13 protein-coding genes are annotated in these 14,167 nt (G+C 31.5%); 5 read left to right on the forward strand and 8 right to left on the reverse strand.

What is annotated here, in order from left to right; all coding sequences use genetic code 11:
• Positions 1–44: 44 nt before the first annotated feature.
• Both ACQH1W_RS00230 and ACQH1W_RS00235 read right to left on the reverse strand, forming a co-directional pair.
• A complete protein-coding gene (locus ACQH1W_RS00230) occupies positions 45–548 on the reverse strand; it encodes a Na+/H+ antiporter subunit E (protein ID WP_375332877.1) in 504 nt (167 codons plus the stop codon).
• Positions 535–2,091, reverse strand: coding sequence for a DHA2 family efflux MFS transporter permease subunit (locus ACQH1W_RS00235; RefSeq protein WP_375332878.1), 1,557 nt, complete (start codon positions 2,089–2,091; stop codon positions 535–537). The genes ACQH1W_RS00230 and ACQH1W_RS00235 overlap by 14 nt, the downstream gene beginning before the upstream one ends.
• 159 nt (positions 2,092–2,250) lie before the next feature.
• Between ACQH1W_RS00235 and ACQH1W_RS00240 the strand changes: the two genes are divergently transcribed.
• A complete protein-coding gene (locus ACQH1W_RS00240; RefSeq protein ID WP_425361050.1) occupies positions 2,251–3,192 on the forward strand; it encodes a hypothetical protein in 942 nt (313 codons plus the stop codon).
• A 105-nt stretch (positions 3,193–3,297) separates the two neighbouring features.
• Here ACQH1W_RS00240 and ACQH1W_RS00245 read toward each other — a convergent pair whose 3' ends face one another.
• The 3 genes from ACQH1W_RS00245 to ACQH1W_RS00255 all read right to left on the reverse strand — a co-directional run bounded on the left by ACQH1W_RS00245 (position 3,298) and on the right by ACQH1W_RS00255 (position 6,848).
• Positions 3,298–4,920, reverse strand: coding sequence for a hypothetical protein (locus tag ACQH1W_RS00245; RefSeq protein ID WP_375332880.1), 1,623 nt, complete (start codon positions 4,918–4,920; stop codon positions 3,298–3,300).
• A 142-nt stretch (positions 4,921–5,062) separates the two neighbouring features.
• Entirely contained in the window at positions 5,063–6,484 is a 1,422-nt protein-coding gene (locus ACQH1W_RS00250) for a DASS family sodium-coupled anion symporter (RefSeq protein WP_425361051.1), read from the reverse strand.
• A 97-nt stretch (positions 6,485–6,581) separates the two neighbouring features.
• Positions 6,582–6,848: a BolA family protein gene (locus tag ACQH1W_RS00255; protein ID WP_342278866.1), complete on the reverse strand. Its 267-nt coding sequence runs from the start codon at positions 6,846–6,848 to the stop codon at positions 6,582–6,584.
• Positions 6,849–6,928: 80 nt separating this feature from the next.
• Between ACQH1W_RS00255 and ACQH1W_RS00260 the strand changes: the two genes are divergently transcribed.
• Positions 6,929–8,143, forward strand: coding sequence for an EAL domain-containing protein (locus tag ACQH1W_RS00260; RefSeq protein WP_341763078.1), 1,215 nt, complete (start codon positions 6,929–6,931; stop codon positions 8,141–8,143).
• A 274-nt stretch (positions 8,144–8,417) separates the two neighbouring features.
• Here ACQH1W_RS00260 and ACQH1W_RS00265 read toward each other — a convergent pair whose 3' ends face one another.
• Complete coding sequence (locus tag ACQH1W_RS00265) at positions 8,418–8,762, reverse strand: hypothetical protein (protein ID WP_341763079.1); 345 nt, start codon at positions 8,760–8,762, stop codon at positions 8,418–8,420.
• A gap of 229 nt (positions 8,763–8,991) precedes the next feature.
• Positions 8,992–9,639 (reverse strand): HD domain-containing protein, encoded by a 648-nt coding sequence (locus tag ACQH1W_RS00270; protein WP_375332882.1) that lies wholly within the window; start codon positions 9,637–9,639, stop codon positions 8,992–8,994.
• Between the two features lie 182 nt (positions 9,640–9,821).
• Between ACQH1W_RS00270 and ACQH1W_RS00275 the strand changes: the two genes are divergently transcribed.
• Genes ACQH1W_RS00275 through ACQH1W_RS00285 form a run of 3 tightly spaced genes read left to right on the forward strand, consistent with a single transcriptional unit; the run spans position 9,822 to position 13,259 of the window.
• Positions 9,822–10,565 carry a class I SAM-dependent methyltransferase gene (locus tag ACQH1W_RS00275; RefSeq protein ID WP_341763080.1) on the forward strand — a complete coding sequence of 248 codons (744 nt, stop codon included), beginning with the start codon at positions 9,822–9,824 and terminating at the stop codon, positions 10,563–10,565.
• 60 nt (positions 10,566–10,625) lie between these two features.
• Entirely contained in the window at positions 10,626–11,942 is a 1,317-nt protein-coding gene (locus ACQH1W_RS00280; RefSeq protein WP_375332883.1) for a hypothetical protein, read from the forward strand.
• Between the two features lie 15 nt (positions 11,943–11,957).
• Complete coding sequence (locus ACQH1W_RS00285) at positions 11,958–13,259, forward strand: NAD(P)-dependent oxidoreductase (protein ID WP_375332884.1); 1,302 nt, start codon at positions 11,958–11,960, stop codon at positions 13,257–13,259.
• Positions 13,260–13,450: 191 nt separating this feature from the next.
• Here ACQH1W_RS00285 and ACQH1W_RS00290 read toward each other — a convergent pair whose 3' ends face one another.
• The gene (locus ACQH1W_RS00290; protein WP_341756104.1) at positions 13,451–14,113 is read right to left on the reverse strand and encodes an IS630 family transposase; all 663 of its coding nucleotides are present in this window, start codon (positions 14,111–14,113) and stop codon (positions 13,451–13,453) included.
• Positions 14,114–14,167 lie beyond the last annotated feature (54 nt).

Here is a 14,167-nt window from a genome sequence, read left to right on the forward strand (position 1 = left end):
CGATCGCTCGCCTATTATCTATAGGCTTCGCTCCATCGTTCCTGCTATCCAATTCTCCTGAATTGACTATAGTCGTTCTTTGAAATGTGCTGAATTCTTTTACTCATAGTAAAATTACCAAATTTTAGATTGTCGATTGATGATTGTTCTAGAGCATGAACTAATAACATACCATTTGATATGTTAAGTGTTACAGTTCCTGGTGTAAGAGTAATAGAATTACCATATATTACAAGACTTGTATCGTTTTTTTGTTCTGAATTAATCCACTCAAAGACTGGTTGTAGATTAAGATTTCTACGCCATATAATCTTCATTACTCCTAAGCTAGATACAACTATTTCTTTAATTAACCAAATAAAATATAATATAGAACGATAATTTAAATAGATCCTATCAGGGATCAAATTGAGTTTTATTGTTACAAGATAAGATATACTGGGGATAATTAAGGAAACCAACAATGCAAAAATATCAGTAGGTACTCCTGTTAAACCAAACAACACCAATAACAACATAATTAAAGTAAAGATTTTAGTGTGCATCATACTTTTCTCCGCCTTTAACAGTTGATGTAAACGGTAGAAAGATCATTACCACAAAAAATAATGCACTTATAATACCAAAAATGCTATTTATCGCAATTACAAATGCTTCCTTATTTATATTACTGGCTAACAAAAAATACGAAGCCTTTTCCGGATCAACCACTTTACCATCCAATAATTGTCCTAAAAATTGTAATTTCATTAGAACAGAGGGTGAAGTGGAAGAAATATTTTCATTTAAATATTGGCTAAAAATTTTAGTTTTATCTGTAAGAAGTAGGCTAATAACTGCAAGACCAACAGCTCCACCAAGATTACGAGTAAGATTATATAACCCACTAGCATTCCCTACTTTATCTTTACTCATGCTATCTAAAGCAATATTATTAGTAGGTAAAAAGCAAAACATTAAAGCAAGCCCCCTAATAAATTGTGGTAAAAAAAACTCGGCAAATTTAGCATCTGCTGTTAAAAAACTATTTAGGTAGCAACCTAAACTAAACGTAGCTAGACCGATAGCCAGCATAATTCTTAAATCTAGTCCAGAGCCAAGCATTTTTCCTGCAAGTGGAGCTGACAGAAATTGTGCCATACCAGTAACCATCATGGTAAAACCAATTTGCACAGTATTAAAACCAGCTATTGTAAATAAAAATAAAGGTAATAAATAGACTGCACCATATAGCCCTATACCTATAACAAAAGAGTAGATACAACCAAAAGTAAAATTTTTGTTAGCAAAAGTTGTTAGATCTAAGATTGGATTAATAAATGTCAGTTCTCTAATAGCTAACAGAATAAATCCAACAACAATTAGTATGATAAGGAATAATATCAAATTATCTTCTATCCAGCCTTTCTTATTTCCTTCTTCTAAAACATATTGCAAAGAAGCAAGAGTAACAGTTAGTAAAATAATGCCAACAAAATCAAAATTCTTGAGCAATTTGTAATTAGGTTGATCAAAATCAGCGTATAAATATACGACCACACAAACAAAAATACCAGGTATTACATTGAGTAAAAACATAAAATGCCAAGATAAGTTTTCAGTAATGTAACCACCAAGTGTTGGTCCAAGTGTTGGGGCTATTGTTACGACTAATCCTACTATCACAGTAACTACTGGACGTTTTGAGGCAGGAAAAATTATAAATACTGTACTAAAGACAGTTGGTATCATTGCTCCACCAAAAAATCCTTGTAAAGCTCTAAAAATAATCATTGCTTCTATATTGCTGGCTAACGAACATAGAATACTCATAACGGTAAAACCAAGAGCAGCAATAAAATAAGAAATTCTAGTGGAGAGAAGCTTGGCTGTAAAACCGGTTATTGGTATTATAATCACTTCTGCTATAAGATATGATGTTTGAACCCAAGATAATTCATCACTAGAAGCAGAAAGACCGGCTGCAATGACTGATAAAGAACTGGCAACAATTTGAATATCCAACACTGCCATAAACATTCCTACTATCATTGCAAAGAATGCAAGTAACTGCTTATTTGATAGTGGGGGAGGGTCAAGATCTTGTTGCATAGAAAATGAAACCTAATTATAGCATATCACTTATATCACAAAAGTAACAATCTTACAAGCAAATATCCTCAAAAAATATATATTTGATAAAATTATTTAGTAGTATCTAATAGAATAAACTATAATAACTTATGTATTTAAATAGCGGGTTAGTTACATATGTCCAAGAAAAAATCTAATGATTTGAGTAAGAAAATACAAAATATTGATGAAAAATTTGAGAAAACACTTGGCGAGTTAGATAAGAAATTGCTTGAATCCGAGATGGTGACAGATGTGATGAATGACTCATTAGATAGAATGGGTGGTTCTGTTCCTTCTTCGGAAGTAGATAAGTTGATGGAAGAAATACAATCTGAAGTTAATTTAGATAATAAATATGCTGAATTAGGTAAACGAAAAGATCGAGAAATAGAAGATAGACTTAAGGCTCTAAGAGATTCAAGACCTAAGGAAGAAACATTAAAGAATTCTGCAACTCCAACTGTGGAAGGTCCAATTCCAACTGTAGACGATTTGCGAGAAACACTGAAAAAATTAAAAGAAGATGAGAAAAAAATACTTCAGTCAACAAAACCAATAGGTAAAGTAGCCCCACGCCCAAGGAATAATAATTTAGCAGCTAATTCCCGTAAGGTACAGGAGCAGAAACCATCTAAGCCACCAAAAATTAACAATAATAATAGACGACACGATGTTCCAAAGGAAAACGCTATTTTGGATGATATAAAGCCGGAAAAAAGCTGGTTTGCAAAGATTATAGATAAGGTTGTTGATATTGTTAAAGAACTCTTGAACAATTCACAAAATCAAGATACTCCATCTCCTAAACAACAAGATCTACAACAAAATCTACAGGAGTTCAGGCAGAAAAGACAAGAAATATTAGCACCAGTAATACAGGCACAAAAGAAAGCAAAATTATTAAAAGAAGAACAAAAAGTGAGCAGAGAAGTATCCAAGGCAAAAAAACTAAGGAATAGTTTCGCAAAGCATGATAATAATAAACCTTTGCGTTCTAGTACTTCATCTATTATTTCACCACCTAGTACTCCTCCAGTAAAACCACCAGTAAATAAGAACGATAGGGGTGGTAGGTAACTTACATCTTTTAAAAGCCATACACTTTGAAGATATCGATGTCATCCTAAACTTGTTTCAGGATGACGTCCCACGAGTCCAAAGATGTGGGTAATGGTAGGTGAGTTACATTGAATGTTGATTGTTATCTATAGAATTACTTCTCTGCAGTTTTTTCCGATGAAGAAAGCGTTCTTCTTCTTGTAATAAATTTGGTGCAGATTTACTTTTTCGTAACTGTGCTATAACCTCAGGTGTTACGATCTCTTTAGCAGATTTTTTAGCAGCCTCCATAGCTTTCGTTAATGGGCTATAATCCCTTATTACCTTAGGTTGTTTATAAAAAGGATTATGTGTCCTACCTAGATCTTTTAAAAGGCTTAGTGTACCTTTTGCAGCTGCTGTCAGTATATTATTACTTTTGTTCTTTTCTTTAGTTTCAGGTTCAGTTGCTTTTTCATTAGGTTTTTCTTCAAATTTATTGACTGCTGTATGAAGTGTAGCTCGTTTTTGCTCATCGGTTAACTTGTTATAATTTTTGTCAAACATCAGTTCAGTTAAAGCTTGTTGATATATATCAAATTTATTTTGTTTTTGCTCATCGGTTAACTTAAAATAATCTTTATCTTGTATTAATTCAGCCAAAGCTGCAGTTTGGATATGTTGTTTTTGGGTGATCTCACGTAGCTCTCGTAAATTCCTATAATAGGCAACATCATCCTTACGGAGTTCATCATTAATATTGATTTTAAATGCTGTAGTAAGGTTAGCTGAGTCCTTTTCAGTTACACCTGAGCCAATTATAGAAATAGCTGAAAGTGTACCACTTTTTAGTGCTGTAAGAATCTTAACAGGATTCCCACTAGTAGCAGCAGTTATGTTAGACGCTAAATTAGCGGCATTTTGAAGATTATCAACTATGAATTTGCTTGCACTAAATGCCATTTCTACTTTGGGATCTACATAGTGGTAATGTTTATCTTTGCCATTTGGAACATGATTATTTGGGACATGTAATTTCTTTTCCAATGCCTTGGCTAATTTGGGATCGAGTAGTAGTAAGTATTGTTGCTTGTCTATGTCCCCTCGATTTTGCATCAATAGGTCATTTTCTTGTGCAAGTTTACGGAGTCTTCTTGTTTTGATAACATCAGCTACTATTTCGCTAGTTACTCCAGCTAATGCTATTGCAGCCGCGGTCAAAGCTGCTGGAGGGGAGACCCCGGCTAGTGTTACTATTGCAAGTGCAATTGTAACAGTACGACCTATAGCACTACCAAATAGCACCTTCGCCAATTTTGTATCTAACAGCCACTCTATACCCTTGAAAAGTCTTGTACTCTTTGTCCAATCCCCAACAGCTTTAATTTTATTTAAAAATCTCTTAAATTTTGATTCTGTCTTTGGTTCTGTACTTTCCTGTTCTAAAGATTTTGCAAATTCATCTGAAATTTTAACTTCATTTGTTTTAACCGATTTTAATCTTTCACTTTTCTCTTGCTCAATTATATGTAAATCATCTTTACTTTTTACAGATTTTTGAGAGGGAGTACGTTTTAACTTATTTTCACGTTCAAGCTCCATGTCATCAAAGCTTTTGGAAAGCTCTGCTTTTCTTTGCTTGGGTTGCACTGTTTGATTGTCTAACGTATTAGCTATTTCTATCTCTTTAGGTACAATTGTAGTACTATCTATCTCAGAACTTTCAAGGTTTTCAAACGGCGTAGATTCTTTTTTGTCATCTGTCATAATATACTACCTATTGGTATTAGACTCCTATTCATATTTAATCTTAAAAGAGAGTCTAACAGCAAATTATACAAGATTAAAGACTAATTCTATAATAAATAAAATTATTCAGCAATGATTGCTATATATTCTAGTAGCAATTCTACCACAAACCTAGTGTTTTCCACCACATACCGCCTATAAAAATCCATATAATGCCATATACTAGACTCAAAACTAAACCAAGATACCACCATGTTCTGATCTTCATATATCCTGTCTCAAAATATATTGGAGCACTACTGAGTCCATAATGAGTAAGACCCGAAGATAATATTGATAAAAAACTAAGTAGCAATGCAGATAGTAAACTAGGCATTTTAGCATGTATAAATAACGCTAGAAAAGTAGGAAAAAGTATAGCAATATGGGTTGTAGTACTGGCAAAAAAGTAATGTATATAAAAATATATTACAGAAAGTATAATTATACCAATCATTGGAGAGAAAAAACTTAATAAATTGTCTCTAAGTTTATCACTAACCCATGCTATTAAACCAAAATCAGACAAAAAACTTGAAATCATAACTAAAGTGCCATACCAAATAAAGGTATGCCATGCACCTTTGTCTGCAAGAGTATCTTCAAACTTAATTACTTTGCATAATAATAAAATACATACGCCCAATAGTGCAACTGTAGTAGCTGATAATCCCCATTTGCTGCCAAGCATCCATAAAAAAATTAGAATTACAAAAGTTATTAGCATAATAATCTCTTGCAATGATATATCACCTATTTCTTGCAATTTTGCCCTAGCTATTTGTATAGCAGATGGATCGTATTTAATTGAGGGTGGATGTAAATAATAAAGAATAAGAGGCATGACAGCAAGAGAAATTACGCTTGGCACTATAGCTGCTATTGCCCAGTCACTCCATGAAATTATAATCCCAGCATCAGCTGCGAACTTAACAGCTAAAGGATTAGCGGCCATAGAGGTAATAAACATAGCACTAGTTATCACATTTGATTGAAAGACTACTTTCATGAGAAATCCACCGTTTGAAACGGATGTTTCGTAATTTGTTTTATTAGAGTAAGCAGTGCAGAGTGACTGAGCAATAGGAAAAATTATCCCTCCTCCCCTAGCACATACACTAGGAATGAAAGGTGCGAGTATAAAATCAACAATTACTAGAGCATATGAAATACCAAGGGTACTTTGCCCGACAAGTAGAATGATGTGATAAGCTATCCGCTCCCCAAAGCCTGTTTTTATAAAACCCTGAGCAATAAAAAAAGCAAGCAGCACCAGCCATATAATGCTATGACTAAACCCGGATAGACTTTGTTCTAAGGAAAGGGTTTGCGTCAGAATACAACAGAGTATGCTAAATAAGGCTATAGCACCCATAGGTAAAGGATTAAGAATTATAGCTGCAATAGTGGTAATAAATATAATAGAAAGATGCCACACCTTAACATCAAGTCCTTCAGGGGCTGGTATATACCATATTACACAACCTAAAATAACAAGAATTAGAATAGGTAAATTTTTGTTCCAATTACACATATTAGGCATAATAAATTTATTTCAAGATCGAGTAAAAGCTTATTTGAATGAACCTTGTCCATTCTTATGTAATATAATTGATTGTCAAGAAAAAAAGAAGAGTTTATTAATCAGTAGGTGAGTGGGGGTTTTTCGTATCAATTGATAATGCGTGTAGTCCGCTAGCTAGTTCATCTGCTAAAAGATTGTTAATTATTTTATGCTGTTCTAGCAAACTTTTTCCTATAAAAGCTGCTGCAAAAATTTTGATCTTAAGATGACTTTCAGTAATGCCACCATTATGGCTGGCGTGCTTGTAACTTTCGTCAACTATTTCGCAATAATGTGGTTTTAACACATCTAGTTTTCTTTTTATTCTATTTATTTTGGTCATAGTTATATATATATAAAACTTTTACTTGTATCAAGTCTACTGGGATTTTAGTATTTAGTAAATATTATATTTAGTTGGTTATGGCAAAATTAGATACAAAAATTAGAAATTTGCAATCTGAACTTGATAAAGCCGGGCATGGGTATTGTATCTCTTTTAAGTTATTAAATTACGACGAATTGAATGCTATGATGGGAGGAGATATTTATATAATTGACAAACTTAATAAAATTATTTCTGAAGTTTGTAATAAATTAATTACTGCTCCTTCTATATCAGTTTATAAACAAATTGAGCATGATAGAATATTGTTGGTTTTACCCACACTAGACCAAAATCTAGCTAAGGAAGTTGTCCTAAAAATACATTTATTATCTCAACTTTATGTCGATGATCTGTTACCTGCAGTTTATATGAATTGCAGTAGTGCTAGCATAGAGTTTCCCAAATTTACCAATCAAGCTAAAGAAGTATATAATCTATTAAATTGGCTAGTTTCTTATCAAGGTGACCAAAGTTATTATCGTGAGTATGACCATAAATATTATAATATAGAGTTTGTTAAAGAGTCCAATAAGCAGCTGAATCTCTTAAGAAAAGCTTTATTAAACAAAACAATGGTTTTTGCTTATCAGCCAGTTATTGACCGTAAAACAATGAAGATTCATTACTATGAATGTTTACTAAGGATTCCTGACACAAATAATAATCTATTTTCTGTAGGTGCAATAATTCCAGAAGCTGAAAAGAAAGGTTTAATTTTTATAATAGATCAAATAGTGCTAGAAATGGCAATTAAAGAACTAGATGCTAACCCTAGCTTAGTGCTTGCAGTTAACATTTCAAATATTGGTATATTAGATGTTTCTCTCCTAGAGATAGCAGAAAAACTATTACAAACATATGATGTTTCAGGAAGATTAATTATTGAGATTACTGAGACTACCCTTAATCAGCATTACCAACAAATAAAATTCTTTATGCACAGATTAAGAAAATTTAGTTGTAAATTTGCTTTGGATGATTTTGGAGCTGGGTTTACTTCATTTAAACAATTACAAAATCTACCGATAGATATTATTAAAATTGATGGTAGTTATGTACGTAACATCACTAGCGATATACAAAGTCAAGATTTCATTAAACGGTTAATTAAAATTTCTGAAAATTTAGGTGTTCAAACTGTAGCAGAATTTGTTGAAAATGGGGAAATAGCCAATTTTTTAATCAACTTAAAAATCGATAATATGCAAGGCGATTTCTTCTCACCGGCATCGGTTAACAGAATAAAATAATCATCAGAACGATGCCCCCACAACTGTTGAAGGTTAGAAAAGGGAGCGGTTTTAAAGCTCATCATGGCAGTTTAAAAGTTGCAGAAAAATAACCAAGGTCATTGCGAGGAGGCTGTAAGGTCGACGAAGCAGTCCAGTAACATCATTTATCTATAGATTGTTTCCTAGATTACTTCGCTTACGCTCGCTAATAGACTCTGTGGTATAGGTATTTGTAAACTTTCAACAGTTGTACACCGGAGCGTACAACTAGTCACACTACTGGACGAAAAGGTTATATTGGTTGTGCAAAGTGTAACTTAAGCAATTTTATGACTAAGGAATCAAAAAATTGCTTAGAACGACTATAAGCTTGTTTAATTGATCTTATACCTAACTGTAGTACAGAATAACTCCTGCATCCTAACGTTTTCTTCATTTTTATCGGTTGCTCTTGCTCTCCAATTGCTCCTATTTTTATTGCTATTGCATATGCTACAAATAAACATTTTATAAAATTCTCTAATCGTACTTTACTCTTTATATGCGTATCTTCCATTCTAAAACCATTACTTTTGCACTCTTTAAAGGCAGCTTCGATATCCCATCTCTTGAACGTATTTAGTCTTGAATCTTTCATCTAAAAATGATTAGGTAGTAATTCGGCTAGTAACATAGAGTTCCACAGATTTTTTTGTATTCAATCTAAAATACTCTATTTACTAGCTCTTGCAACCACTCCATTTCTTTTGTCCAGTAGTGTGACAACTAGTACGTGAGGAGCGGAGATCATGAAGTACGACGACGTGATGATTAGTTTTCAGAAATGGTATTAGGTGGTTAATTTTTATTAGAGGGTCAAACACTGCTTACAATTTACAGTTACGACCTAGTAGGTATTTTAAAGATATATTAATTAATTCGTTTGCTATATCATTCATATTAAGATGCATAGCAAGTGGTACAAAATAACATAAAGTTTCATTAACTGTTTTATCAATTTTTTCAGAGGATTCTGCGTAAAGAGTTCTCATATTATGCAAACGATCAAAAATTTTAATAATCAATATATCTGACTTTCCTTGAATAAATAAAGAATTAATCATTTCCACGACACTAATCTTTTTTTCTGGTTTTATTCTAGTTAAGTCTTGAACTTGATTAGCAACTTTACTACCAAAGATAATATTAATCGTTTCTTCAGTTATATTTGTATCTTCAAGGCAGTCATGAAGTAATGAGGTAACTATCATGTCTGTTCTAAAAAATCGTGGACGTGTTTGAGCCGTGTAAGTAGCAACCATGTAAGCTACCTCTATTGGATGTGAGTAATATGGCTCTCCTGATTGTCTTTTTTGGTCAGCATGATATTTCCTAGCATAATATATTGCTTTCTTAATTTCAATAATATCCACCTTGTCTTTAATATGTTCATTTAATATTAAAAGCTGGTTTAACAATCTTTTTGAGTATTGACACATTTTGAATTTTATTTGCCAATAATCCTGATCTCTCATAAAGTCTCGTATTTTTATAATAAGTATAAAGAAACCATATATAAACACACTTGGTAAGACTGAAAATAGGGGGCAAGAATAGCATGCTAAAATTATGCTATTGTAATTTAGTGCTTTTTAATTTTAATTCTTATTATTAAAATAATAAAAAGCAGTTCCTCTAATTGTTCAATGGTAAAATTATGAATAACTGGAAATTAAAAACTATTATTGATTCTTATAGAGAAACTAAGGAATTTAGATTTAATAATTATATTATTAACCCACACGTAAAAAATATTATAGGAAATGTAAGAGACAAGGCTCTATTAGAGATAGGTTGTGGATTTGGTAGATATTTAGAAATTTTCTATGCTGAGAATCCACTGAAATTAGTAGGGTGCGACATTTCTCCTTATCAAGTAGAGCTATGTAAAGAAAATATCAAAAATAGTAATATTGAGTTACATGTATTAGATTTTTCTGATGTTGAAAGTTCTGTAATTTTGGGACAACATGAATACGATATTGTATATAATATCTTTGTGATTTTATATATAGATGCTTTAAGTAAATTAGAAATATTTATCAAAAATTGTTATGAATGCTTAAAACAAGGAGGAAAAGTTATAATATGCACTTTAGATATTATAAGTGCATATTCTTATCCAGAGGTTTTTGATATATTAAAATTTCCTACGAAGTTTTTGAAAGATGAGTACACGGATGGTTGCCCCATAGAAATTAGTATTACAAATGATTGTGTTGTAACGTGCTATCATATGGATTTTGATACTATAAAGAGATTAATGGAAAAATTGGGCTTCAAGAATGTAAGGAAACATAACTTGTTTTTAAAAGAAAATGCTTTACAGAGCTTTACAGAACAAGAATTTAACCTTATAAAAGAATCTAATATACTCTTATTAATAGAGGCAGAGAAATAAATATAATAGACTCACCAATTTTAATCACTTTAAGTTCATTTAATTATACGAGAATTTGGTATGGAAGAAGATTTGAATTTTAGTGTTGAAGAAGTCAAATGGTCTGAAGTTAAGGATGAAGTTTATAAGGTTAATCCTGAACTGGCAGAAAAATGTGATAATGTTAATCAATGCGGAAAATATTCTTTATTCAAAATAAAATATCCTTATGGAGCATATATTGTTAATAGGGGGGAGTTTCATCTACCAACTAAAGACGGCAAACTAATTTCTATAAATGACTCAAGAATTCCAGAATTTCTAAAAAAGAAGTTGAGATATAGTCATATTCCCTTATCCTTAATTCTTAATAGTTTGAGTGAAGTATTTGTTCAGATACAAAATAGAATTGTTTCTCTTAATGTTCTTTTGGCTGGTGAACTTTTTGGTCTATTTGAATTAATGCATATGTTAAACCAAACATCTTCACTAGACATGCCTATTTGGAATGTGTCAGCCGGAGCTCGCTCTACTGTTATGATTCCAAGTATTTCTGACACAGTGGGTCATAATAGAATTAAAAAAAAATTAGGGGTTGATATCCATGCTCCCTATAGTTTGTCAGATCATTGGCAGACATTTGTAGATATTAATAAGTATTCTCATAATTCAAATTGGAATAATAGCATTTTAGTATTTTCTAATGAGTGGTTTCTTCAACCAAATGATCTTGGATATAGTGGTTTTTATAATTATCTAGTTAATCAATGTTGGAAACAATTTCAATTGTTAGAAGATTTTACAGATTTTAGTTTATTATGGTCATTTTTTATTCATGCAATTAATCTACGTAATTTAAAACCACGATCATATTTAATAGACACTGTTAGACATTTAATTTTGATTTCTAAAGGTTCTGCTATAGCATTTAAGCCATCCACGGATGATACAGGTTTGCCAATGAATTTAATACAGCAAATATATGTAAATGATTATAATCTAAAAGATTATATACCAAATATTATGCAACCAGCAAAATTTACTAAAAATAGTAAAGTCTATTATTCTCTTAGCTTTCCTACTCTATTTAATAGCTCTCCTTATTGTAGAAATCCTCCAAGTATAATTGAAGATCAAAGAGAGATTAAAAGATTATTAGATATTTTAATAAATACTATTCACCAAATTGAGAATCATAGTGTCAACTCACTTAAAAACATAAAATTTGAGTTATTTCATTCTGGAAACGATCCATTTGGTCAGATATTATCTAGTAAAATTATATCTGAAGATGATGCTAGATTTTTAGAGTATAATAGTAATGGTAAGGAAGCAAGAGTATTTTGCTCCTCATCTAGTTTTTTTAATGGTTGTATTGCTATATACAATGACGAGTAATTTTTTGAGTTTATTATGAGTAATTTAAATACACCCATATTAGCAACTCTACAAAGTATAATAGATAAATTAAAAGGATGTAAGTATCTTAATTTAAAAAATGTTACCTTTGTTTGTGTACAACATTTGTTATTTACAACAATAGATTTAATAAAATCTCTTATCAAATTAGGTGCTAAGCCGAATAATATTCATATAATGGGTAAAATATACTCAAATTGTCCTATAGTAATTGCCCAACTTATAGAAATGGGAGTAAATTACCACCCTAGTTCTCAACCGCAACAATTTGGCTATTTTAACTATTATTTTAATATAGATATAGCTAATATGTGGGCTAATGTTGCTACTACCATAATGAATGTAAAATCTGACACTATTATCATACTAGATGATGGTAGTAAATGTACAACAAATATTCCAAAGTTACTAAGTAATAATTACAAAGTCTTTGCTGTAGAGCAAACATCATCCGGTGTTGTTAATATTACTAAAAAGAATAATACCACGTTACCTTTTATTGACGTTGCTTATTCTGCTACAAAGCAGATATTAGAACCTCCAATGATTGCTCAGGCCGTCATACAAAAACTTGATAAAATTTTGCCTTTACAATCTCATAGCCTTATTTGTGGAGTAGTAGGTCTTGGAGCTATAGGAAGGGCTGTCGCCCGGAAACTATTATCTTTAAATCATAAAGTAATAATATATGATAAATCTGACAGTAAGTATAATCTTATGAAGAAGATTAAAACTGCAAATAATATTCTATCTTTATTTCAGAAATCTGAATATATTTTTGGTTGTACAGGAGAAGATATTACTTTATCTCTTGACGTCAATAAAATACGAGGAACAAAGAATCTAATTAGTTGCTCATCACAAGATATAGAATTTCAGTCATTATTGCATATTATTCAAGATAATTCTTCTATTAATACCTCTAACGTATTGGATAATATAGAATATTCTACAGATAGTGCAACGTTCAATATTTTTAGAGGAGGATACCCTGTAAATTTGGATAATTCTGGAGAATCTGTGCCAGCCAATGATATACAACTTACTCGAGGATTATTACTTGGTGGAATCGTGCAAGCAGTATTTCATTTAGTTCAAGAGGTTAATCAAAAGCCACAACAATATATGTTACATCCTAAAATACAAAAATTAATAGTGAAAGAATTAGTATATAATCAAAAGTACAAATTTTCTAATGATTTAGTAGTTATGAATTTTTTAGATGAAGAGTGGATTAAAAATAATTCTAGCGGAGAATATGTAAGTAATGATATTATCTCACGATATTTTCTATAAACCTAAATTTCCGATTAAGAGTAAATAAAAAGTTGATGGAAATGAGGTTTAGTTTTCCCACACGCCGCATGATAATCCACTTCTATAGCATAATTTTTGCTCATATTTATCTCGAAGATGAGGAGCGAAGCCTATAGATAATAGGCGAGCGACGACGTCACCAAATTCTCCTGAATTGACTATATACTCAATTAACCTGAAGAGTTGCAGAAATGGTTAACGGTAATAGTTTGGAAATTATCGTTTATTAAGGTACGTAACCTATCTTTATAATCGGCGATGTTGCTGAAAAATTTGTTTATTGCTTCCGAAAATTGTTCAAAATTATGATAAAATTTATTATTAGTTGTAATACTGTGCATAAACTTCCATAATCTCTCAATTGGGTTAAGATTTGGACTATATGGTGGCAAAAATACTAGCTCTATTTTACTATTTACTAGGTATTCTTTAACTTTCTTGGATTTGTGGTAACTAGCATTGTCACAGATTAAATATATTCTTTCCTTGTCACTATTCTCCTCTTCCAATCTCTGTAGAAAATTAACTATCTGCTCCCCATTTATTTTGGGGTTCTCTGTCCTTACTAACTGTAAATCAGCTAGATTAATAGCACCAATCATGTGCTTTCTTCTCCAGCCACTGAATGTTGGTAAGGTCTTATCTTGCTTCTTTCTTATCCAACCGCACCTTGCCCTTGCTTGATACTGAGGATGAACACCATCCATAAAATATATGGCTTCCTTATCTCTGAGATTCCCTTTTAGTAAACTGTAGTTTAACTTAAATAATTCTTGCTTGTCAAAATCCAGCTTAGCCGGTACTATTTTCGGCTTCTTGTAAACAAAACCCAATTTGTATAGTAATTTTGTTACTCCCGTTATCGTATATGTTACCCCATATTTGTT

The sequence above is a fragment of the Candidatus Tisiphia endosymbiont of Stenodema calcarata genome, assembly GCF_964030695.1.
In the GTDB taxonomy this organism is placed as follows: domain Bacteria; phylum Pseudomonadota; class Alphaproteobacteria; order Rickettsiales; family Rickettsiaceae; genus Tisiphia.